Annotated in this window: 17 protein-coding genes and 1 pseudogene; 7 read left to right on the top strand and 11 right to left on the bottom strand. The window is 51.2% G+C overall.

The window, feature by feature from the left end; genetic code table 11:
• Nucleotides 1–194: 194 nt before the first annotated feature.
• Complete coding sequence (locus EKN38_RS10625) at nucleotides 195–1586, top strand: APC family permease (RefSeq protein WP_013096830.1); 1392 nt, start codon at nucleotides 195–197, stop codon at nucleotides 1584–1586.
• Between the two features lie 76 nt (nucleotides 1587–1662).
• On the opposite strand, the gene EKN38_RS10620 is transcribed toward EKN38_RS10625, so the two are convergent.
• Nucleotides 1663–2916, bottom strand: coding sequence for an MFS transporter (locus EKN38_RS10620; RefSeq protein ID WP_014831702.1), 1254 nt, complete (start codon nucleotides 2914–2916; stop codon nucleotides 1663–1665).
• Between the two features lie 121 nt (nucleotides 2917–3037).
• Between EKN38_RS10620 and EKN38_RS10615 the strand changes: the two genes are divergently transcribed.
• The 3 genes from EKN38_RS10615 to bioD all read left to right on the top strand — a co-directional run bounded on the left by EKN38_RS10615 (nucleotide 3038) and on the right by bioD (nucleotide 6111).
• Entirely contained in the window at nucleotides 3038–3943 is a 906-nt protein-coding gene (locus EKN38_RS10615) for a LysR family transcriptional regulator (RefSeq protein WP_014831703.1), read from the top strand.
• Between the two features lie 121 nt (nucleotides 3944–4064).
• On the top strand, nucleotides 4065–5285 hold the full coding sequence (gene mlc, locus EKN38_RS10610) for a sugar metabolism global transcriptional regulator Mlc (RefSeq protein WP_014831704.1): 1221 nt from the start codon (nucleotides 4065–4067) through the stop codon (nucleotides 5283–5285).
• A gap of 130 nt (nucleotides 5286–5415) precedes the next feature.
• Nucleotides 5416–6111 (top strand): dethiobiotin synthase, encoded by a 696-nt coding sequence (bioD, locus tag EKN38_RS10605; protein WP_013096826.1) that lies wholly within the window; start codon nucleotides 5416–5418, stop codon nucleotides 6109–6111.
• On the opposite strand, the gene clcB is transcribed toward bioD, so the two are convergent.
• Nucleotides 6046–7356, bottom strand: a complete 1311-nt coding sequence (gene clcB, locus EKN38_RS10600) for a voltage-gated ClC-type chloride channel ClcB (RefSeq protein ID WP_043951619.1) — start codon at nucleotides 7354–7356, stop codon at nucleotides 6046–6048. The genes bioD and clcB overlap by 66 nt on opposite strands.
• A gap of 254 nt (nucleotides 7357–7610) precedes the next feature.
• Here clcB and EKN38_RS10595 point away from each other — a divergent pair, with 254 nt between their 5' ends.
• Entirely contained in the window at nucleotides 7611–9308 is a 1698-nt protein-coding gene (locus EKN38_RS10595) for an S-type pyocin domain-containing protein (RefSeq protein WP_126522058.1), read from the top strand.
• Nucleotides 9305–9772 carry a DUF6392 family protein gene (locus EKN38_RS10590; protein WP_014831707.1) on the top strand — a complete coding sequence of 156 codons (468 nt, stop codon included), beginning with the start codon at nucleotides 9305–9307 and terminating at the stop codon, nucleotides 9770–9772. The genes EKN38_RS10595 and EKN38_RS10590 overlap by 4 nt, the downstream gene beginning before the upstream one ends.
• A gap of 271 nt (nucleotides 9773–10043) precedes the next feature.
• Here EKN38_RS10590 and osmV read toward each other — a convergent pair whose 3' ends face one another.
• From osmV to EKN38_RS10560, 6 genes are all read right to left on the bottom strand, one after another.
• Nucleotides 10044–11192: an osmoprotectant ABC transporter ATP-binding protein OsmV gene (osmV, locus tag EKN38_RS10585; RefSeq protein ID WP_014831708.1), complete on the bottom strand. Its 1149-nt coding sequence runs from the start codon at nucleotides 11190–11192 to the stop codon at nucleotides 10044–10046.
• Nucleotides 11192–11839: an osmoprotectant ABC transporter permease OsmW gene (gene osmW / locus EKN38_RS10580; protein WP_006808875.1), complete on the bottom strand. Its 648-nt coding sequence runs from the start codon at nucleotides 11837–11839 to the stop codon at nucleotides 11192–11194. Before osmW ends, osmV begins: the two co-directional genes overlap by 1 nt.
• A gap of 8 nt (nucleotides 11840–11847) precedes the next feature.
• Complete coding sequence (osmX, locus tag EKN38_RS10575) at nucleotides 11848–12747, bottom strand: osmoprotectant ABC transporter substrate-binding protein OsmX (protein ID WP_014831709.1); 900 nt, start codon at nucleotides 12745–12747, stop codon at nucleotides 11848–11850.
• 18 nt (nucleotides 12748–12765) lie between these two features.
• Nucleotides 12766–13476 carry an osmoprotectant ABC transporter permease OsmY gene (gene osmY, locus EKN38_RS10570; protein ID WP_014831710.1) on the bottom strand — a complete coding sequence of 237 codons (711 nt, stop codon included), beginning with the start codon at nucleotides 13474–13476 and terminating at the stop codon, nucleotides 12766–12768.
• Between the two features lie 269 nt (nucleotides 13477–13745).
• Nucleotides 13746–14489 carry a YoaK family protein gene (locus EKN38_RS10565; RefSeq protein WP_014831711.1) on the bottom strand — a complete coding sequence of 248 codons (744 nt, stop codon included), beginning with the start codon at nucleotides 14487–14489 and terminating at the stop codon, nucleotides 13746–13748.
• Between the two features lie 156 nt (nucleotides 14490–14645).
• Nucleotides 14646–15269: a glutathione S-transferase family protein gene (locus tag EKN38_RS10560; protein WP_014831712.1), complete on the bottom strand. Its 624-nt coding sequence runs from the start codon at nucleotides 15267–15269 to the stop codon at nucleotides 14646–14648.
• Nucleotides 15270–15699: 430 nt separating this feature from the next.
• Between EKN38_RS10560 and EKN38_RS10555 the strand changes: the two genes are divergently transcribed.
• Nucleotides 15700–16155 (top strand): hypothetical protein, encoded by a 456-nt coding sequence (locus tag EKN38_RS10555; RefSeq protein ID WP_014831713.1) that lies wholly within the window; start codon nucleotides 15700–15702, stop codon nucleotides 16153–16155.
• Nucleotides 16156–16612: 457 nt separating this feature from the next.
• On the opposite strand, the gene EKN38_RS25985 is transcribed toward EKN38_RS10555, so the two are convergent.
• From EKN38_RS25985 to EKN38_RS10545, 3 genes and pseudogenes are all read right to left on the bottom strand, one after another.
• The gene (locus EKN38_RS25985) at nucleotides 16613–19438 is read right to left on the bottom strand and encodes a hypothetical protein (RefSeq protein ID WP_260480550.1); all 2826 of its coding nucleotides are present in this window, start codon (nucleotides 19436–19438) and stop codon (nucleotides 16613–16615) included.
• Nucleotides 19439–19468: 30 nt separating this feature from the next.
• Nucleotides 19469–21724, bottom strand: coding sequence for a hypothetical protein (locus tag EKN38_RS25980; RefSeq protein ID WP_260480549.1), 2256 nt, complete (start codon nucleotides 21722–21724; stop codon nucleotides 19469–19471).
• A gap of 1 nt (nucleotide 21725) precedes the next feature.
• Nucleotides 21726–22053: pseudogene (locus EKN38_RS10545) on the bottom strand (protein kinase); the annotation flags it as partial.
• Nucleotides 22054–22064 lie beyond the last annotated feature (11 nt).

Here is a 22064-nt window from a genome sequence, read left to right as displayed (position 1 = left end):
GAGGTAGGAAATGATGCAGATGTTCAACTATCCGCAGGGCGAAGGGGGCCAGTCAGGCGCCTGCTGTGAGTGCGAGCGAGAGACGCTGCGCTGGTACGATCGCGTATGTTCTTTACAACTTCCCCCTTTGCTAAGCAGGTTTGCGTTAAGGTCAACGCGATTGCAAACCACGGTAAGCATGGGGGGGATGGTCTATGGCGACTAACACATCTCTTGATTCGCCGGGCATGGCCGGAAGAACCCGGCTTCGCAGTTCCCTCAAGCTCTGGCAGGTGGTGATGATGGGGCTGGCTTACCTCACCCCCATGACCGTGTTTGATACCTTCGGCATTGTGTCCGGTATCAGCAATGGCCACGTGCCCGCCTCGTATCTCCTGGCGCTGGCGGGTGTCATGTTTACCGCCATCAGCTACGGCAAACTGGTACGACAGTTCCCGGAGGCGGGCTCTGCGTACACCTACACGCAGAAATCGATCGGACCCCATCTGGGGTTTATGGTCGGCTGGTCATCGCTGCTGGACTATCTCTTCCTGCCGATGATCAACGTGCTGCTGGCGAAGATCTACCTTTCCGCGTTGTTCCCGGAAGTCCCGCCGTGGGTCTGGGTAGTGGGGTTTGTGACCATCCTGACGCTGGCGAACCTGAAGAGTGTTAATTTGGTCGCCAACTTTAACACCCTTTTTGTGCTGGTGCAGATCGCCATCATGGTGGTGTTTGTCATACTCGTGGTACATGGTTTGCACAAGGGGGAGGGCGTTGGCACCGTCTGGTCGCTGCAGCCGTTTATCAGCGAGAACGCACATCTGATCCCGATTATTACCGGCGCGACTATCGTCTGCTTCTCTTTCCTCGGCTTTGACGCGGTCACCACGCTGTCGGAAGAGACGCCAAACGCGGCGAGGGTGATTCCCAAAGCCATTTTCCTGACCGCACTGTATGGCGGGCTGATATTCATTGTTGCCTCGTTTTTCATGCAGCTCTTCTTCCCGACGATCGCGCGCTTCAAGAACCCGGACGCCGCGCTGCCGGAAATTGCGCTGTACGTGGGCGGCAAGCTCTTCCAGTCGGTGTTTCTGTGTACCACGTTTGTGAATACGCTCGCTTCAGGCTTGGCCTCACATGCCAGCGTCTCACGCTTATTGTATGTAATGGGGCGTGACAACGTCTTTCCGGAGCGGGTGTTTGGCTACGTGCATCCGAAATGGCGTACTCCGGCCCTGAACGTCATTATGGTAGGGATAGTGGCGCTGTCGGCCCTGTACTTTGACCTCGTGACCGCGACGGCGCTGATCAACTTTGGGGCGCTGGTGGCGTTTACGTTTGTTAATCTCTCGGTGTACAACCATTTCTGGCGGCGTAAGGGGCTGAACAAAACGTGGAAAGATCGGTTCCACTATCTCCTGTTGCCACTCATTGGTGCCGTCACGGTTGGCGTGCTGTGGATAAACCTCGAGGCGACATCCCTGACGCTTGGCCTCATCTGGGCGGCACTGGGGGTCCTTTACCTGACATGGCTGACGCGCCGTTTCCGCAAACCGCCTCCGCAGTTTGAAGCCGCTAAGATAGAGCAGGCCTGGGATTCCTGAATGTAAAAACGGCACCAGTACGCTGGTGCCGTTTATCTGGATCGCTCGTCTTACCGGACATCAGCCCGCAGGCTTGTTATCTCAGACGTTTATGAAGACTGGCGCCCACCAGCAGCGCCCCACACAGCATCAGCGCGATAAACCCGCCCACGCCATTCCAGCCGTAGTTGTGCCAGAACACGCCGCCCAGTGTCCCGGCGAAGCTGGAGCCAAGATAGTAGCTAAACAGATACAAAGAGGATGCCTGGCCTTTGGCACGACGGGCGCGCGGGCCAATCCAGCTGCTGGCAACGGAATGTGCGGCGAAGAAACCGGCAGAGAAGAGCAGCATACCGGTGAAAATCAGCCACAGGGACGAGAAGAGCGTCAGCAACAGGCCGAGCAACATCACGGCGGTTGAGACCAGCATCACCGGCCCACGGCCATAGCGGGCGGTCATCGCCCCGGCTTTTGGCGAACTCCAGGTCCCGGTCAGATACGCCACGGAGAGCAGGCCGACTACCGCCTGGCTCAGATGCCACGGCGAGAGCATCAGCCGATAGCCAATATAGTTAAACAGCGTGACGAATGACCCCATCAGCAGGAAGCCGGTCAGGAACAGTCGCGGCAGCCCTTTATCCCGCCAGTGCAGGCGGAAGTTGATAAACAGCGTTTTGGGACGCAGAGAGGTGGGGCGGAAATGACGTGATTCCGGCAGAATTTTCCAGAACATCAGCGCAGAGGCCAGCGCAAAGCAGCCAATCACCGCCAGCGCGATGCGCCAGTTAAAGAAGTCTGTAAACACGCCGCTCAGCAGGCGTCCGCTCATGCCGCCGATGGAGTTCCCGCTGATGTACAGCCCCATGGAGAACGCGACAAAGCTCGGGTGGATCTCTTCGCTGAGAAAGGTCATCCCGACCGCCGCCACGCCGCTCAGGGATAACCCGATGAGCGCGCGCATCATCAGGATCCCGTGCCAGCTGGTCATCATGGTGGAGAGCAGCGTACAAACCGACGCCAGCATCAGCGCGGTCACCATCACCTGTTTACGGCCAATGGCATCGGAGAGGGGGCCGGTAAAGAGCAGGCCGACAGCCAGCATCCCGGTTGAAATAGAGAGTGAAATACTGCTGCTGGCCGGTGAGACGCCAAACTCATGTGACAGTACGGGAAGGATAGGCTGAACGCAGTAGAGCAGGGCAAAGGTTGCCAGACCGGCTGAGAACAGCGCCAGCGTGACGCGCATAAATTGGGAGGTACCACGTTTAATAAACTGCGCCGGCTGAGAGACTGCGGGTAAATCATCGATATCGCGTGCCGGTTCGATATCAACGGTAGATGTACGACTCACACATGTTCCTTGCTTAAACATCCCCGTGGTTTCTGGTGACGGGTATGACCACCTCTTCAGGGTAGGAAAATGTAAATATTCTGTCTAATATATTAATAATCTCAAATGATACTTATAAAATATGAATATCGAACTGCGTCATTTACGCTACTTTGTCGCGGTGGCAGAAGAACTCCATTTTGGCCGCGCCGCCGCGCGCCTGAACATTTCGCAGCCGCCGCTCAGCCAGCAAATTCAGATCCTGGAGCAGCAGATTGGCGCGCGTCTTCTCGCCCGCACCAACCGTAGCGTGAGCCTGACGGCGGCAGGCAGGCAGTTTCTGGCTGACAGCCGGCAAATTCTGAGCATGGTTGACGACGCTGCCGCCCGCGCAGAGCGGCTCTATCTGGGGGAGACCGGTGAATTGCGCATCGGGTTTACCTCGTCTGCCCCGTTTATCAGCGCCGTCTCGCAAACCCTGTCGTCGTTTCGCCGTGACTTCCCGGACGTGCATATTCAGACGCGCGAAATTAATACCCGGGAACAAATTGCTCCGCTGAATGAAGGGGCGCTGGATTTAGGGCTAATGCGCAACACCCAACTGCCGGACTCGCTGGCGTGGCAGGTGATCCTGCGCGAGCCGCTGATGGCAATGATCCCCCGCGATCATCCTTTAGCCTTACAGCCTGCCGTCACGCTGGCAGAGCTGGCGAAAGAGCCGTTTGTCTTTTTCGACCCGCAGGTGGGGACCGGTCTGTATGACGATATTCTGGGCCTGATGCGCCGCTACGATCTCGCCCCGCTGATTACCCAGGAAGTGGGAGAGGCGATGACGATCATTGGTCTGGTCGCCGCCGGGCTGGGGGTCTCTATTCTCCCGGCCTCCTTTAAACGGGTACAATTGCGTGAAATGCGCTGGGTGCCGCTCGCCGAAGACGATGCGGTATCGGAGATGTGGCTGGTGTGGTCCCGGCATCATGAGCAGAGCCACGCGGCACAGCGTTTTAAAAAGCAGCTGATCACCGCCTCTGCCGGGCGCTATTTATAGGGAAAAACGGGCAAAAATGTGCAGTAAATCACATGGCTAAGTAAATATTTGACGACGGCCATGCAAGTGCTTCACCATAGCCCAAAGTTTATTTCGAAGCTCGAAAATAAGGGAGTACGAGGTGGTTGCTGATAGTCAGCCAGGGCATATCGATCAAATTAAGCAGACCAACGCTGGCGCCGTGTATCGCCTGATTGATCAGCTTGGTCCGGTTTCGCGTATCGATTTGTCGCGCCTGGCCCAACTGGCTCCCGCCAGTATTACCAAGATTGTTCGCGAAATGCTGGAAGCCCACCTGGTTCAGGAGACGGAGATTCAGGAGCCGGGTAGCCGGGGCCGTCCGGCGGTCGGTCTGGTGGTGGAGACGGAAGCGTGGCATTACCTGTCGCTGCGCATCAGCCGGGGTGAGATCTTTCTTGCGCTGCGCGATCTCAGCAGCAAGCTGGTGGTGGAAGACCGCCTGGAGCTGCCGCTTAACGCCGAACAACCGCTTCTCGACGCGATTGTCACGCATATCGATCACTTCTTTATTCGTCACCAGCAGAAGCTTGAACGCTTAACGGCCATTGCCATCACCATGCCGGGCATTATTGATACCGAGAACGGCATCGTGCACCGCATGCCGTTTTATGAAGACGTCAAAGAGATGCCGCTGGGTGAGGTCCTGGAAAACCATACCGGCGTGCCGGTCTACATTCAGCATGACATCAGCGCCTGGACCATGGCGGAGGCGCTGTTTGGCGCGTCACGCGGGGCGCGGGATGTCATTCAGGTGGTGATCGACCATAACGTCGGGGCGGGCGTCATCACCGACGGACGCCTGCTGCATGCGGGCAGCAGTAGTCTGGTGGAGATTGGCCACACGCAGGTCGATCCCTACGGGAAACGCTGCTACTGTGGCAACCATGGCTGTCTGGAGACCATTGCCAGTGTGGAAAGCGTGCTGGAGCTGGCGCAGGTGAGGCTCAGCCAGTCCATGAGCTCCTCGCTGCACGGGCAACCCCTGACGGTGGATTCCCTGTGCGCTGCGGCGCGGCAGGGCGATCTGCTGGCTAAGGACATCATTACCGGCGTAGGGAATAACGTCGGGCGCATTCTCGCCATTATGGTGAATCTGTTTAACCCACAAAAAATTCTGATTGGCTCGCCGCTCAGCCAGGCGGCGGACATCCTCTTTCCGGCGATCTCGGCCTGCATTAATCAGCAGGCGCTTCCCGCCTACAGCAAAAACATTGTGGTGGAAAGCACGCAGTTTTCGAACCAGGGCACCATGGCCGGCGCCGCGCTGGTCAAAGATGCGATGTATAACGGTTCCTTACTGATCCGCCTGCTGCAGGGCTAACTCTTTTCCACAGATGTAAGAAAAATTGCGCTATCTCAAGCCGGGTAGCGCACGCTTCCCGTAGACTTCCCCCACTGAATTATTTACCTGGTTTATATTTTCGAAGCATACCCAAGAGGTGGAATGAGTCATGCTTAAGCGTTTCTTTGTTACTGGTACAGATACCTCTGTCGGCAAGACTGTTGTATCGCGCGCGTTGCTACAGGCGCTGGCAGCAAGCGGTAAACGTGTTGCCGGGTACAAACCGGTTGCAAAAGGCAGTAAAGAGACGCCTGAGGGGCTGCGCAATAAAGATGCCCTGGTTTTACAAAGCGTCTCATCCCTGGAGCTGCCTTATGACGCAGTCAATCCTATTGCCCTGAGCGAAGAGGAGAGCAGCGTGGCGCACAGCGGGCTGATCAATTACACCCTGCTGTCGGATGGGCTGGCGAACCTGAGCGAGAAGGTTGATCACGTTGTGGTTGAAGGCACGGGCGGCTGGCGCAGCCTGATGAACGATTTGCGTCCGCTTTCCGAGTGGGTGGTGCAGGAACAACTGCCGGTGGTGATGGTGGTGGGCATTCAGGAAGGGTGTATCAACCACGCGCTGCTCACGGCGCAGGCGATCGCCAATGACGGCCTGCCGTTAGTGGGCTGGGTGGCAAACCGCATCAATCCGGGCCTTGCGCACTATGCAGAAATCATCGACGTGCTGAGCAAAAAACTGCCCGGCCCGCTGGTGGGCGAACTGCCTTATCTGCCGCGCGCTGAGCAGCGCGAACTAGCGCAGTACATCGATCTCTCTGCTCTCGGCAGTGTGCTGGCCGTAGATCGAGTCGTGGCGTAACGTTCGCGAGAGCACGGACGCAACAACGCAGGCAATCAGCAGACCGGGTAGCAGAAAATACTGCCCGGTCATTTCACACACCATCAGCGCCGACATAATAGGCGCATGTGTCGTGGCAGCGAGCAACGTCGCCATCCCCGCCAGTCCCAGCAAAATCGCCGTTTCAGAACCCGGTAGCCACAGCGCAAAAAGCTGCGCAAACAGCATTCCTGTCGCCAGCCCGACAAACAGGGTTGGCGTGAAGACCCCGCCTGGCGCACCCGAACCGCTGCTTGCCAGTACCGCCAGCAGTTTACAGATAAACACGCCCGCAATAACGGACAGCAGCGGCGGTGAGAGCAGAAAGGCCTGCACCACGCTATAGCCGTTACCCCACACTTTGGGCGTCAGAAGCGACAACAGCCCGACGATCAGCCCCCCGAGCGCCAGCTGCCACGGCGGTGAGAGTTTGAGACGCAGAAACAGCGCATGGCTAACCGTCATCAGCCACATCAGCAGCGGACCGCAGACGCCCGCCAGCAGACCGATTCCGACCATCAACCCATAATCACCCACTGTGAGCGTTTCGCTGAGATGCACATCATACAGCGTGGTGGCACCCGGACTTAACAGACGCGTCGTCAGCAGCGCCACCACGGCCGCAATCACCACCGGGCCAAGCGAGGCCAGCATCAGCGTGCCAAACAGAATTTCGGCAATAAACAGGCTTCCGGCTAACGGTGCGTGGTAGGCGCTGGCCATTCCCGCCGCCGCCCCGCAGGCGATCCATAATTTCCATTCGGACTTTGGTGTAAAGCGCTGAGCAAACAAGGAGGCGGCGAGGGCAGCGAGGAGGATCATCGCCCCTTCACGTCCGATGGCGCTTCCGCTGGAAACCACCAGCAGAGACGCGAGGGATTTGACCAGGCTGGCACCGTAATCGAACTGCCCGTCACCCGTTTCCAGCGCTTCCATATAATCCGTTGGCGCATGCGGGCGTTGCGCCGTCAGCCGCTGCCACCCCCACAGCAACAATCCGGCTGCCAGGCCGCCAAGAGCAGGCGTGAGCATGCGACGCCAGGGGGACAACGCCGCCGCGGCGTTCACCAGGCTGCCGCTGTCGTTACTGAGAAACAGCCACTCCAGCAGATACATGCTGTGGCGAAACACGGCAACGGCCAGCGCGGCCAGTACGCCCGTGACGGTGGCAATCAGGAGCCGGCGAAACATCGCGCGGATATCGGGGTAAGTATGAAGACGTTGCATGGGTCGCGAGTAAACGGGGTCGATGCAATATTGTGGCGGGAACTCAACCAGTATGCAAATGAGCTTTTATATGGTTTCTAAATATTTAAATTATTTATTTATGTTGATGATTTATTTAACTGTTAAATATTAACCAAAAGTGCTGAATAAATCTGATTAACTCGTATTCATAGTAAAATTGCTTTTTTTATTAACGAAAAGGAAAAGGGAATTCTTTATGAGTAATCAATTCACTAATTACCGGAGCGTAACGCGTGGGTTACCGTACCGATAATTTTGGCCGGGGACAGGCGCTTGAGAATGATAAAACGACCACCGGTGCCAGGTGTATTGCGTCTATTACGGACAGCACCGAATTTGGACGCAGAATTCTCAGGGTAGGTGATAAAACCACTCCCTGTCCTAAATGTGGCAGGAAAGGCGTGATTGTATCAGGTGAGGAACGGGTGACATTTCACGGCGTACCGGTCGCCGTTCACGGTTCAAAAGTACATTGTGATTGCCCACCAGGTTCAAATCGGGTAATTGCTCCCGCAGGTCAGTGGCTGGGACGTGGCCGAGACCCGGTTGATGTTGCCAGGGAAGAACACGCCGCCAGGCTGGCAGCAGAAAAGCAGGCTGAAGAAAACCGCAGAGAGGAGGAAAGGGAGCGCAACCGTGTATTTGCAAAATCCTGCCTGCGGGGGGATGGCTGCAATGATGCCGGTGACCAGCGCGAACCCCACACTAATTTTGCCGATATGGCATTTTTCCTGGCCATGCCGACCAGCGACCCGGCAACCGATTCAGACACCCCGCAGCACGCACAGACCGCCAGAAAGAAAAAGCCAGAGGATATCCCCAGACCGAAAAATCGCAGCGCCCTTTATCGCTGGTGGAACGGCAACCATGAGGAGATGGAATATCAGGCGGCCGTTGCAGCTGCTGCAGCTGCTGCGCGGGTGCAGACGGCCACCGCAGGCGCAAGCGTGCTGGAACTCATAAGCGGCAGGGCGCTGACCTACGGCACATGGGCAGTGCGTGGTGCCGTCGGGCTGGGTGAGATAGCCACCGCGGGAGCAGGGGCTCCTGTGGCCGGGCTCCTGGTGGGAATGATGCCCGGCAGGCTGAACGACGGCGAACAGGATTTTATCGACCGTATGCGCCTCGCGCAGATGCGTGAAGCCCCAAGCCGTGTTCGCTATACGTGGGAGAACGACAGCAGGGGGAACCCGGTGCCGCATGGCTGGCACACGCCGCCTGGCCGGGACAGTGTGCGCGTCAGAAAAATGGAGTACGACAGCAGGGTGCAGGCGTATACGTTCACTACGGAAGAAGAACCGCGCATCACCATCGTGTGGACGCCTGACCGGACAGACGATAAAAAGCCGTGGAATACCGGCAACCAGGCGCGGCCAGTGCTGCCGAACCCGGTCGTTGTTGACCCGCTGCCCGTTAACACTGGCATAACGGCGACCACTAGCCCGGCACAGGGAGAAAAGCGTTTCGCGGATTACATTCTGATCCTGCCGTTCCCTGACCTGCCGCCGATTTATATCTACCTGAGCAAACCGCCGGTGGAGTTTCTGGAAGTCGAGCTATACAGTGACTTTAAACGCCGTTCGCGGCAGGGAATTTACGAGGCGGATCACATGCCGTCAAGGGCGGCAGTTGAAGCATATTTAACGGCGCTCTATCCTGATGTTGATCCAAGAGATATCTGCAAATTAGCTGATGATGTTGCAGCAATAGTGATTCCCAAAGAAGTGCATCAAAAAATAAGTGAAACGTATGGGGGCCGTAATACTCTGGCACAAATCGAACTTGATTCAAGAAATCTGCGCGCGGCACTTGATCGCAATTTGGATGCTATCAAACCAGCGCTAAAAGCACATGGTGCAACAGAAAGCCAGATTGAGGTGGCGAGGGCGAAAATGCACAGACTTAACAGTGAGCAGGGATTATACAAATGACTATAAACGTTAATGCGCTGATTGAGAATTTAGGGAAAAGCTACAAAGAACTGATTGGTTCTGAATTAATCTTGTACAAGTCGCCTCCAAAAGGTGCGTCCGGGTCTCCTGTTTTAAGTTTGGATATGGCCAAAGAAGGCGTGTTTTTATCTTTTTGGCGAGAAGGGAGGATTCTTAAGGCACTTACTTTAACCATTCAGGAAGATGGCAACGCCGATTGGGTGTTTCCAAACGCTTTGCCTAAGCCTTTAACTAAAAAGATGAACCGGAAATGGGTACATAAAAATATAGGTGAGCCATTAAGAAGCACTCCCCCTAAAGTGATTATGAAACGTTCTTTTGGATGGACGGATCTTTATGAGGCAAAAGGGTACGTAAATCCTACGAGCATGCAGATTAACTATGACGTAGCGGATAGGGTGAGGTCTGTAACCTTCATGCCAACGTCAGAGCTTCGCTGGTAATGCTTATCAGAAGCCCCGGAAGGGGCTTTTTTGTGCTCACATGCAATAAAGCCAGCATTAAAAATACATAGTGCAACGTAAAGCCAGATAGAAGCTGCCACGGTTAAAATTCACGAATTGAATCGTAACGTGGGGTTATACGAATGACAGCAAATTACGATCTTGACGATATGGTGAAAGATGTCGCTTTTATTCTCACTTCTGAAATTCGCTGGTGAGGCCAACATAAGCCCCGAAAGGGGCTTTTCTGGTCTGTATTAAAATATAATTCTCAGCTCTCACTGTGAATATTCAGCGCCCGGCGCGTACGCCCGGAACTGAGGTACTCCGCAATATAGTCCTGCGAAATCTCACCGTTATAGCGACCCTCTTCATCCACAATCGGCATCCAGCTGGTGTTGCTTTCATACAGGCGGGAGAGCACCACGCGCAGGTTATCTTCCGCTTTGCCGGTCATGCGGAACGGATGCAGGATGTCGCCGCAGGTGCCGCTGGCGTTGCGCGCTTCCCGGCGTTTCACAAAGCCCAGCGGTTTACCATGTTCGTCCACCACGGTGATGGCGCGGATATCGTTATCATCCATGGTGGCAAAGGCCTCTGGAAGCGGGGTAGAGCCACGTACCGTGATAGTAGGCTGCTGGTCGGTGACGTCGCCCGCCGATACAAGCAGCAGGCGCTTCAGGGTGCGGTCCTGACCGACAAACGAGCCGACAAACTCGTTCGCCGGCTTCGCCAGCAGCTCGTCCGGGCTGGCGCACTGGACAATTTTCCCCTGACGGAAAACGGCGATACGGTCGCCCAGCTTCAGGGCTTCATCGATATCGTGGCTGACCAGCATCACGGTTTTCTTCAGCTTGCGCTGCATCTCCAGAAACTGGTTCTGGATCACTTCACGGTTGATGGGGTCCACAGCGCCGAAGGGCTCATCCATCAGCAGCACCGGCGGATCAGCCGCCAGCGCGCGGATCACGCCGATACGCTGCTGCTGGCCGCCGGACATCTCGCGCGGATAGCGGTTGAGAAACTTACGCGGATCCAGCGCCACCATGTCCATCAGCTCTTCGGCACGGGTTTTACACCGGGCTTTATCCCACCCCAGCATGCGCGGCACCACGGTAATGTTCTCTTCGATGGTCATGTTCGGGAACAGGCCAATCTGCTGGATCACATAGCCGATGTTGCGGCGCAGCGTCACCGTATCCATCCCGCTGGTGTCTTCGCCGTTAATCAGGATCGTGCCGCTGCTCGGTGTAATCAGGCGGTTGATCATCTTCAGGGTGGTGGTTTTCCCGCAGCCGGACGGACCGAGCAGGACGCACATTTCCCCTTCGGGCACGTTCAGGTTGACGTTGTCCACGGCCTTAACGGTCTGGCCGTGCTTCTGTGAAAAGTGTTTGCTGAGGTTTTCCAGTTTTATCATTATCGAATCCCCTTCGGAGTCAGTACCACCTGCAGACGGTGCAGCAGCCAGTCGAGCACAATCGCTAAAAGACAAATCATCAGCGCCCCCGCAATCAGCATGCGGATATCGCTCCCGCCAATACCGTTAAGCAGCAGCAGGCCCAGGCCGCCCGCGCCAATCACGGCGGCAATCGCCATTACGCCGATATTCATTACCACGGCGGTACGGATGCCACCGAAAATCACCGGCAGCGCCATGGGGATTTCAACCCAGCGCAGCCGCTGCCAGAAAGTCATGCCGATGCCGCGTCCGGCCTCACGCAGACCCGGTGGCAGGCTGTCCAGCGCGGTATGGGTGTTGCGTACAATCGGCAGCAGCGAGTAGAGAAACACCGCGGTAATGGCGGGCAGGGCGCCAATGCCCTGACCGATCAGCGAAAACAGCGGGATCATCAGGCCAAACAGAGCGATGGACGGAATGGTCAGCACGATGGTCGCAATCCCCAGCACCGGTGTCGCCAGCCATTTGTGACGGACAATTAAAATGCCGAGCGGAACGCCGATAATGATGGCCAGGCCAACTGCCAGCGCCACCAGCCACAGATGCTGCAGCGTCAGGGTTAACAGGTAATCCCAGTTATCAAGAATGTAGTGAATCGTCTCCATAGCGCCTCCTACAACAGCTTTTTGCTACGCAGGAAATCACGGGCGACCTGCTGCGGTGACTGATGATCGATATCCACCTTCTTGTTCAGCTCGGTGATAACGTCGTTGTTGAGCTGGGCGGAGAGGGTGTTTAGCGCCTCTTCCAGCCCCGGGTTCGCCTCCAGCGTGTCTTTACGTACCACCGGGGTGACGGCATAGCTCGGGAAGAAACCTTTATCATCTTCCAGCACTTTGAGGTCGAAACCTTTCACGCGGCCGTCGGTGGTGTAGATCAGCCCGGCATCAACAAAACCGTCGCGCACCGCGTTATACACCAGGCCGGGATCCATCTGACGGATCTGCGGACGGTCCAGCGCCATGTTGTAGGCCTTCTGTAGCGGCTTCATCCCATCGCTGCGCCCGGCAAACTCAAGATCCAGTCCCAGGAGCCAGTTCTTGTCCGGGTTGGTTTCACGAACCTGCTCAATCTTCGCCACCATCTCAGACATGGTGTTGATATGTTCCGCTTCAGCGCGTTTACGCTGCATGGCGAAGGCATAGGTGTTGTTCATATCGGCCGGTTTGAGCCAGACCAGACCATGCTTCGCGTCCAGACGCTTAACCGTCTCGTAAGATTCCTGCGGCGACATGCGCTTGTTGATGTGATTAAAGATGATCAACGACGTACCGGTGTACTCCCAGGTCATATCAATCTGTTTGTTGATCATCGCGTTACGGGAGATAACGGTCGCAATATTGGTTTGCGGCTGCACCTGGAACCCTTTCTTTTGCAGGTACTGCACGGTCATGGCCGAGAGAATATGCTGCTCGGTAAAACTCTTGGTCGCCAGAATCAGCGGGGCGGCTATCGCCTGGCTGGTGAAGAGCGCCGCGGCACACAGCGCCGTCAGGCCGGATATTAGTCTCATGAAAGCTCCTTGTTATTGTTATCGAGCGAGATGGGGACTCATCACGCGACCCAGCGCAGCCAGCAGGGTGTCGAGGATCAGGGCAAACAGCGCGGTGGCCGCCGCGCCCAGGATCAGCGTCGGGAAGTCGTTCAGGTAGATGCCGGGGAAAATCAGCTCGCCGTAACTGCTGGCGCCAATCAGGAAGGCCAGCGGAGCTGTACCCACATTAATGGCGGTGGCAATGCGGATGCCCGAGAGCATCACCGGCCAGGCGTTAGGTAACTCCACCTGGCACAGACGCTGCCATTTGGTCATCCCAATCCCGTTCGCCGCTTCCAGTAATGACGACGGCACCGAGCACAGCCCGGCGTAGGTATTGCGCACAATCGGCAGCAGCGAGGCAAGAAACAGGGCGATGATGGCTGGCGTATCGCCAATGCCAATCACCACCATCGCCAGCGCCAGAACCGCCAGCGGCGGCAGGGTGTTGCCGACGTTGAAGATTTGCATCACGTATTCGGCTACCCCACGCGCCGCCGGGCGGCTGAGCAGGATACCCGCCGGAATGCCAACCAGCAGGGCGAAGAACATCGAGGAAAATACGAGGATTAAATGCTGTTGCCCGAGGTAGATCAGGTCAACCTGACGCGCCTTGATCGTCTCCAGCCCAATGCCCCAGGTGAGGAGGGCCAGAACCACGATAATGGCGCCGACAAACAGCAGCGAGCGTTTGAGTAATGGATGCATTGCGGTGTGTCTCCCTGTGCGCATGCGTTATCGCAACCAGCGGTTGCCTGTTGTTATGCCATGTTTCGGCAGGGGTAGTTGACCTATAGCAAGCGTTTGGGAAGGGTTCCAGCGAAGGGGGAAAATCAGTAACCCTATGAAACTAGTGACAACCTTGATTAAGCCTTATGAGGTAAGGGCTGGCTGTGAGAGGGCAGAATAGTCCTAAAGCGACGTCATGAAAGTGACGGTGTCACAACTGTCGCGAAATTCTGCCCTCTGCGTTTTGACTATCGGCCGAGGGCTGCGCGAACTTTGCGCACGCGCACCGCGATGGTAATCATGGAACAAACGGATACCAGCGCCAGTATTACACCCAGCGCCAGCATGGCATTAAAGCCTATCCACCGGAACAGGAGTAACCCCGCGATACCGCCGGTAATAAACGAGAACAGGGTGGTTAAGTGGGTTTTAAGCTGGCTTTTCTGCGCCGCCGTGTCTTTGGAGTAGTCCCGGCGCAGCATCGCCACCACCACCGAGGCCAGCGATATCCCCGCGTCCGTCAGCGTGCCGGTGATGTGTGTCGATCTCACCCGGCCGCTGGAGAGCTGGGTGGAGGTGGAATTATGGATCCCCATCAGACCACAGAGAAAGATAATAATTGTGCGGTTGCTGGTGAGGGCATGGAAATACATTTCGTATACCGAAATACCGGTCAGTAATAACCCCTCGACAAACAGGATCTGACAAAAAACCAGGCGGATATTATGGATAATGCCCCAGATAACAATAATGCGCGCAAGAATGGCACCCGTGACAAACGCCAGAATAATAGAGCCAAAGAAAATAATATCGTTCAGATCGGTGGAAGAGACTTCGCTGGATAATTGTGAGGTATTGCCGGTCATGTGAGAGGGGAAAAAGCCAAATGCCCCAAGGGCGATGGCGTTGAGCAAGCCAGCGGATGTCGCCAGCCAGAGGGCTAACCGGCGATCCTCCTGATGCGTTCGTTCTTTTTTGAGTTTAATCAGCAAGAATACCTCCGGGGGTGAGCTTTGCCTGAAACGTCAGGCTAGCAAAGCGCTGCAACGGACAGTCCAGGATATGGCTTAATTATTATTCCCTCTGACGATATGCAGGGTTTTGTAATTAAATAAAATATCCTTGCTGAATATAGGGCCGTGGGGAATTCAGACCATGCCGTTATTTCCGTGTCGCAAAAATGCCGGGCGCTGATTAAGACGTTCAAACCAGGCATCAATGGCAGGCACCGCGGGTTTGTCAAAAGGCGTCATCTTCCAGCGGTTCACCGACAGCCCCAGCACCACATCTGCAAGCGTAAACGTTTCGCCCGCAGTAAAGGCGCCGGTGCGCTGCAACTGCTGCTCCAGAATGCCGATACAGTGGTTCCACTCTTTTATCCCGGCGGCAATCCGCGCGGGATCGTTATAGTCCGGGTTATTGCGCCCCAGCGCCGGAAAGACATAGCGCCAGGCGTTGTTGAATTCGGTTGCCTGCCAGTCCATCCAGCGCTCGACGTTAGCGCAGGCCTGCGGCTGCGACGGCAGCAGGTCATCGCGTCCGGCTTTGCGCACCAGGTAGCGGCAGATTGAATTCGATTCCCACAGCACAAAATCGCCGTCGATCAGCACCGGCACCATGGCGTTGGGGTTCAGGGCGCGGAAGGCGTCCGTTTCCGTCGGGGCAAATCCGCTGCCGTAATCTTCCTGCTGGTACGTAATTCCGGCTTCTTCGCAGGTCCAGAGGACTTTACGCACGTTGATGGAGGTGGTTTTGCCGAGGATGGTGATCATGGGTCAGGTGTCCTGCACTGGAATGAATGGTTTAAAAACAATACATCAGTTTTGTGAAAGAGGTCGGGGCAAAATTAGGTGGTGAGTGCGCTGGATTGGGGGAGTGATACCGTCTTTCTGGAAGGAGCCTCGCAAACCTAAAAGTAACCCGGTGAAAATGAGGGTTAATGCTTTTATTCCGGTTATCGGGGTCGTAAAGTGACGGCGTTGCGGCACATCCGCAATCGGGTGTAGGAACCCGTATTCCATATAGCGATATTTAGTATGTCGTGGCAGCGTTTATCCCGTTACAATCTCGGTGGCGCTGGCGGAGCAGCCGTAAGGCTGGCCGTTTTCTATGTGGGCGGTATTCCTACCTCCGTCAGTGCTACCCCCGAGCGTAGGAACTCACAAGGTAGTGAATAAAATTACATGTAGAGGATGCCTTAATATGGCGACTATCCAGACCCTGATTTTCCCGCAATCTGACGAAAACATTATTCAGCAGCTTATTACCCGGCCCCTTCCGGTTGACGCCGACCTCTTTGACGTCGCGGACAACTGCGCCGCGCTGGTGACCGTGCTGGTCGAAAGCGATGATAACGTCATTCGCTCTGCGCTCTGCGAGCGTCTGCTGCAAGCGCTTCATCGACTGCGTGAACTCTGCGATACCGATCTCCCGCCGAACCTTATTGAACAATTGATTGTGGGAGAGAAAATGACCTCCTGCGTGCCGGACTGCTGGCACGATACGGCTACCCAGATAGACTATGCGCTGGCACTTACCCAGGCCGTTAAAGGGGGGACATTGCCCGCGAACGTTGCGAAAGAGCTTACGGGCCTGCTGCACGATATGATCTGGCTGCTGGCAGAGTTTGTGAAGGAGCCGCGAATTGTGGCGCATTGAGTGCGGGCTGGCTTTGTTAGCTGCTTAGAGGGTGGTGTGAGAAAGGGGCTATGGTGAGCCCCTTTGAGGTTGTTGAGGGTGTGTGGATATTGCTTTCGCGATAGTAGGGCGGGTAAATGACTGCTATGAGCGAGGAGCGGACATTGCTAACAGCGTTCTAGGTGAACCCGCGAGGCACAGATTACGCAATGCCGGTTGGCCTACCATCAAACCGAAGGTCAGAATTTCGCTCATCACCTTAATCTCGATACAGTTTGGTGGTTATTGAGATACCATTGGGCATTGATGTGATGGACTAGCCTCTTTTCCAGTGCAAATCCATCAAAGCTCAATGAACCTATCTGTCTGAGCATACTGAACTTTTGATCTAGTCATTGACTAATAAAAGATCGAAGAATCGCTTCTTTATACTCAGCTGAGCCATCACCATTTTTTTAAAAATTGTCACTGTTACCCTCTAGGCTGAAATCTTTCGAGAACGAATCAATTCTTCACGTAAGTAATAAGCTCTAGCAGAGCCAGTTTCTACAATTCCTGTTAAGAGAAGCAGGCATATATCGTACATTTTTCTATTGAGAGTTCCGCGATTTTCTATCTGCAAAAATCTTCCAACAACCATTTCTATATAAAATGCTGTATTGACTTGCTTCCCGATAATATGTCGATTGGCACTATAATGCTCAGCTAAAATCAGAATGCCTTCTTCGAAGAATACGTTGTAGAAGTTATAAATCAATGAAGACAAGGCTTCAAACACATGGCTATTATGTGCAGATTGCCTAGCAAAATCGAGCAAATATTTAGCACCTCGCTTCATATCTTTCTCTTCATTCTCATGTCCTTGCCAAGGGCAATCCGCATACATCATTCCACGCAGGAGCTGATTTAGGTCATTCTGTAAACCGATATAACGATCATTAACATCATTCAAAGCTATCTTGTGTGCTTCTGGTGCTAACAGGCACCAAAGTGCCCATATAGCATCATAATCACCTTCTTTTTCTACAGCGACATGATAGGAGAGTGTTAAAGAATAAATGAAGCCGGGAGCTTTTGTACACCCTAACACCAATAGATCTTTAAAGGGCATGAAGTTATTTTTTCTTGAAGAAACAACATGTTCAGAGAGACAGTCTTGAATCTGCTTTTTAATTTCATGATTTATTTTTTCATCATCACTCGAACGATGGTTTTGATACTCCGTATCAAATACAAAACTCATTAACCTATTGACCAACTGAATTTGTATCTCATCCTTAGTACAGTAAGGAACCATTAGCATTGGTAAATGAATAAACCACGAACAGTGGCTTTCCAAAGATATATCGTTAACCGAAAGCTTAAACTTTCCCTCAATCAAGTCGTTACGAAAAGTTGTTAAAAGATCATTCCATTTTTCGAGTGCGGCTTGCAATTCAGCACCTTGTAAATGATAAAACCTTCGTACCTCACTATCTTCCCTTCGTAATCTGGCATACTCAACTATTCCACCTATACAACGGGATGCTAATTCAGCGTCTCTAGACCAAAGAAACTCTCTTACTCCCTTAGCAGCACAAGCACTAACGTTCAGGTTCTCATGCGTTAATGCTGTAGCTAACGCAAACTTCAAATATTCTATTTGTTCTGAATCTAGATCTAAATCAAATAACTTAGGTAAGACAAATGCGCATGCTCCAGAGCCATAATAATCAGTCTTATCATGTGCAGCTGTCCCATTCATATTGTCTGCGTGCATGAATATTGATTCTAGGATGATTTCTAAGCACCACTTTTTATCTTCATAGCTCAATTCTAAAAGAACATCACGAACACAAACCGCTGCAACAGTTGTGATTGTGCCAACCGCCATATCAGCAAAGTTGTGTACTTCACCTTTTTGGAGGGCGCTGAGCAATCCCTTAGTAGCTATTAATGCATCCTGATATGAAGAGAAGTATTTTTCTTCTAGTAATTGCTCATCGAATAGTTTTTTACCCCATAAGTTTAAACTAGTTACGGTGTTATCCATTGCGTGCTTTTCATTAAATTCTTGTTGATCCAGCTTTAAATCTTCCGGAAGCTCTGATGAGCTTTGAAACAATACTCTGTCATTTTCTTTGTCTTCAACTACTTTCCAAGTCCTTGTATCGACTCTGTGCACCATATACCTAAGGCTTTTTTCATTACTTGCAGTAGCTTCATTTTTCAGTTCATCAACAATTTTTAAAATATCATCCCTTAACTCATTTACGAACTGAAGCCTTGTTAATAAGGTTTCTAATGACTCTTTTCTCCATGGTCGAAGTGCTGCTTCTCTTCTCTCTTCTAGGTATATTTTCGACAATGCATCCCTATTAAGACCAAAGAAATGCATCTCATTTCCACCCATTTCTTGTGTCATTCGAATCAAATCTAAATGGTATAAATCAGCAGTTTTAAGCAAAGGAAAGGCTGCTTTACCTACTTTATTAGGGAAGCCTGTGGCCACAGAAGATAAAACAGATGTAGGCATTACTGAATTACTAGAGCGAAGAACATAATCAAAAATCCAATCTATTTCATTATTCTTACCACAATTTTCAACGTACTCAACTAACCAGTTCTCCAATGCCATAAGAGCACTCTGTAATAAGTAGGGCAACGTAGACTGTCCTCTATATCCCTTCCAGAGGTGGGGAGATGCATACTGTTTAACTACTGTGCCATCATTCAGGGTTATATCGACTTGTTTAGCTACTGTTTCGAAGGCGTAAATAGTGTCTTCTTCATTGTCTTGAGTTTTAGAAAAATCCGATTCTGAGTATTTTTGTGCTGTCAAATTGCACAATCTAATAATGAAATCCAAGCCTAGCCTTGGCTTGAATTGAAGAAGATATTTGAAAGGGCCTTTGGCACCGCTTGCAGGGAAAAAATCTCGTTCTGTATCTAGCCCAAATGATTCCTCTACCTCTACTCGATATGACCCGTAGCCATAATCGTTCTCTTCGGATTCTTCCAACAGCCACTCATGCATTGAAAGTTTAACTACGAAGTCAGGATAAAACTTACACAACATAGGAACATTGAAGCCTATAAGTGCCAAACTACTCAGTTCATCAACATAACTTAATCGTCTAGGCTTTATCTTTGAGGTGAAAACGTCCTGTTTCATCAATTCATCAAAATCATCTTTAATAGCCGTTGAAACTTTTAATAAAGCATTTAATATTTTTTTTCTTTGCCCCTCACCACGATATGAATCTTTAACCTTTTCAAGGAGCCATAAACTTAAAAAACCAACCTTTTCAGACGCTTTTGGCAACTCATCATGTATATTAATGAGACCAGTCCATTAATCTATTAATTCAATAACTTGAGTGCGCACAGGACTACTCAAATTATCTCTTTCCTCATAAATAAAATGGAATAGTGCTTCCCAACCTTCTCCATATGGTTTCAGGAAAAGGGATTTGAGCAATCCCGATTTTTTATCTTTTATCAATAGTCCGTTGTGTAGAGATATTGGTCTTTGACACGTTATTCTGAGAATAAAACAAAACCGTGTCAAAAGAGCACAATCATCTTTAAGAAGTTGGCGCTTGAGTGAATTAAGAAATATCCCGGGAGAGTCATGCTGCATGATTGCAGAAATTGCCTCGTCCTTCCAATAACTCTCTATCTCGTCCGAAGATAATAAACCTTCTACGAATTCATTAGTTGTATCATCAAATTTTAGCTTCCTATACAGCCATAACCTGAATGCCCTACTTATCGCAGGTTCATTTCCTATATTTAACAAAAAGCTTGCAACATTATGAGAATTATCAAAATGCTCTCTATCGATGAACTCCTCTAAAGCCCAATCTTCCAAAACATCATGCATAGGACTTACACAAGATGATTTTTGATCTCTGTAGATCAAATTGTCTTCTTCCAACTTTGCGATTACTTCCGGGTCAAAACCGCTTGCTCTGACACCAAAAAGCATCTTTTTAGCTCTCTCTATTGCTATTTTAATAAAGGTTGCTCTTCTTCTATCTGGCATCCCTGACTTTCTATCAACTTCTTTTGCAACGACAGTCCGCCACACTGTATCCCTAAAGTCTTCTTCAGTATCTCCAATCCCAAATTGAGCGCCATTTTTTATAGCTCTTACAGCAATCTCAATAAAAAATGGTATTCTTAGTAGTTCTACTAATGAGTTATTAGATACTAAAGATTTTAGCTCTGGAATATGCTCGCAAACTTGCTCGACTTGACTATCTTCAAGCCCTTCAATATTCATGCTGCTAAAATTTATAGAGCAAGGCTGTAGGAAATTAAATAACAATTGTTGATAAGCATAGTCCCGGCCAGTTGCAATGATAGTCCAACCAGACTGTTTTCTAATGTATTGCAATAACTCAACAAAAGTATTTGGATAATTTAGCTCTAAAACTTTTTCTAGGGACTCTATTACGAGTACTTTTTCGTGAAGCAATGAGAAATGACTTTCAATTTCTCCCAAAGAAGATGTAATTCCCATGGAAGTGAAAACTTCATTTAAGTTACTTTTATCTAAATCTTCAGCTCTTAAGTAGAAGACTGGAATATCTAAATTTTTTGTTGTGATAAAATCTTTAACAACGCCTGACTTTCCAGCCCCTCTTGCACCGGTAACAAATACAAACTCACTATCTCTATAGCAGTTAGATAGTGCTGCTAGTTGTTCTGTCCTATCAACATGGAGTCCATTTATAGTTGTAGAAATACCTTCAAAAATATGCTTACTGCGCTCATAAAGCTTTATCAAGTCATTCTCGAAATATAAGTGGCTTGATTTATTAAATAATCCTTTAACGTCTTCTGGTATATTATTTTGAGTTAAAACCCCCGCATTCTGGTTGAAACTTTGAACGCAGGAAACAAGTCTAGCTAAGACTAGAGAAGGTAATACGTCTGAGTAACACTGAATCAATGAGCAAAGTAAGTTTGCTACGATTGAATGTTCTGCATCTAAGTCAAAAGGTAAAATCTGAAACGATTTTAAGAAAGACCACAATTCTTCTTCTGAGATAGCTACCCCGTTATTCGCATGAGTAAGCTGATCTCTAAATATCCCTAATCTTTCGAGCTTTGCTTCACTGGTAAATCCTTGGGTTTGAGATTTCTTTATAAAATCTTCTGAGTTCGATGAAAACTTAGCCCATTCAAGTAACGGCAAAGTATTATTTATGTCAGTTTTTGGTAAATTACCTGTTATTAACGCGATAGAATCTCTTTCTGACTTAAAGCCCACACTTTTAAAGTCCGCCCAAGCACTATTTATAACTTCTGCAAATACTGAGTTTGATGAGCCACTAATAGTTATTTCATGTTTAATCTGAGCAAAGATCTTACTTTCATTATTTGAGTTGTCTGTGGCAGTCAATACAAAATCATCAGTATTTACACCATCATATTTGTTCTGGAATTTTAACTCTTTAGCCCTCATGTAGTTACTCAAACAAGGAACACAAGATTTAGTCAATAAGGATAGTGCGAAAGCTGCTTGAACTCTTGTTTCAAAATTAACTCCCCCACCGCCAGTAGAAAACGGGTTACTTTGTTTTTTTATTTCTAGACTCATTTTATATTCTCCCTGAAGGTGGAATTTCTTTATCAAAAGGCCGGTGTGTCTGCGCGGTTTCAGTATTATAAGGCAGCTCAGCCCTTTGAGTAGAGGTTTTATCCACACTAGCCATCTGTATGCCTTTCTGCCGCACATGAAAGGCGATTTGCTGCCAGCGGCGTAGCCATTGTTCTTCCTTTCTCTTGTAGGCCTCTAGCTCGGCCTTGAGGCGATCTACCTCCACCTGAAGCTTTTCGCGCCTCTTTGTTCGTCTGTTCTTTGATTTTCACCAGTCCGCCCGACAGTGCTCGTTTGGCGTTGTCATAAGCGCTTTTGATCTCAGATTGCGGATGATGTG

Source organism: Enterobacter sp. WCHEn045836 (assembly GCF_003965585.1).
GTDB classification, from domain to species: domain Bacteria; phylum Pseudomonadota; class Gammaproteobacteria; order Enterobacterales; family Enterobacteriaceae; genus Enterobacter; species Enterobacter dissolvens.
This window is presented reverse-complemented; position numbering and strand designations above follow the sequence as displayed.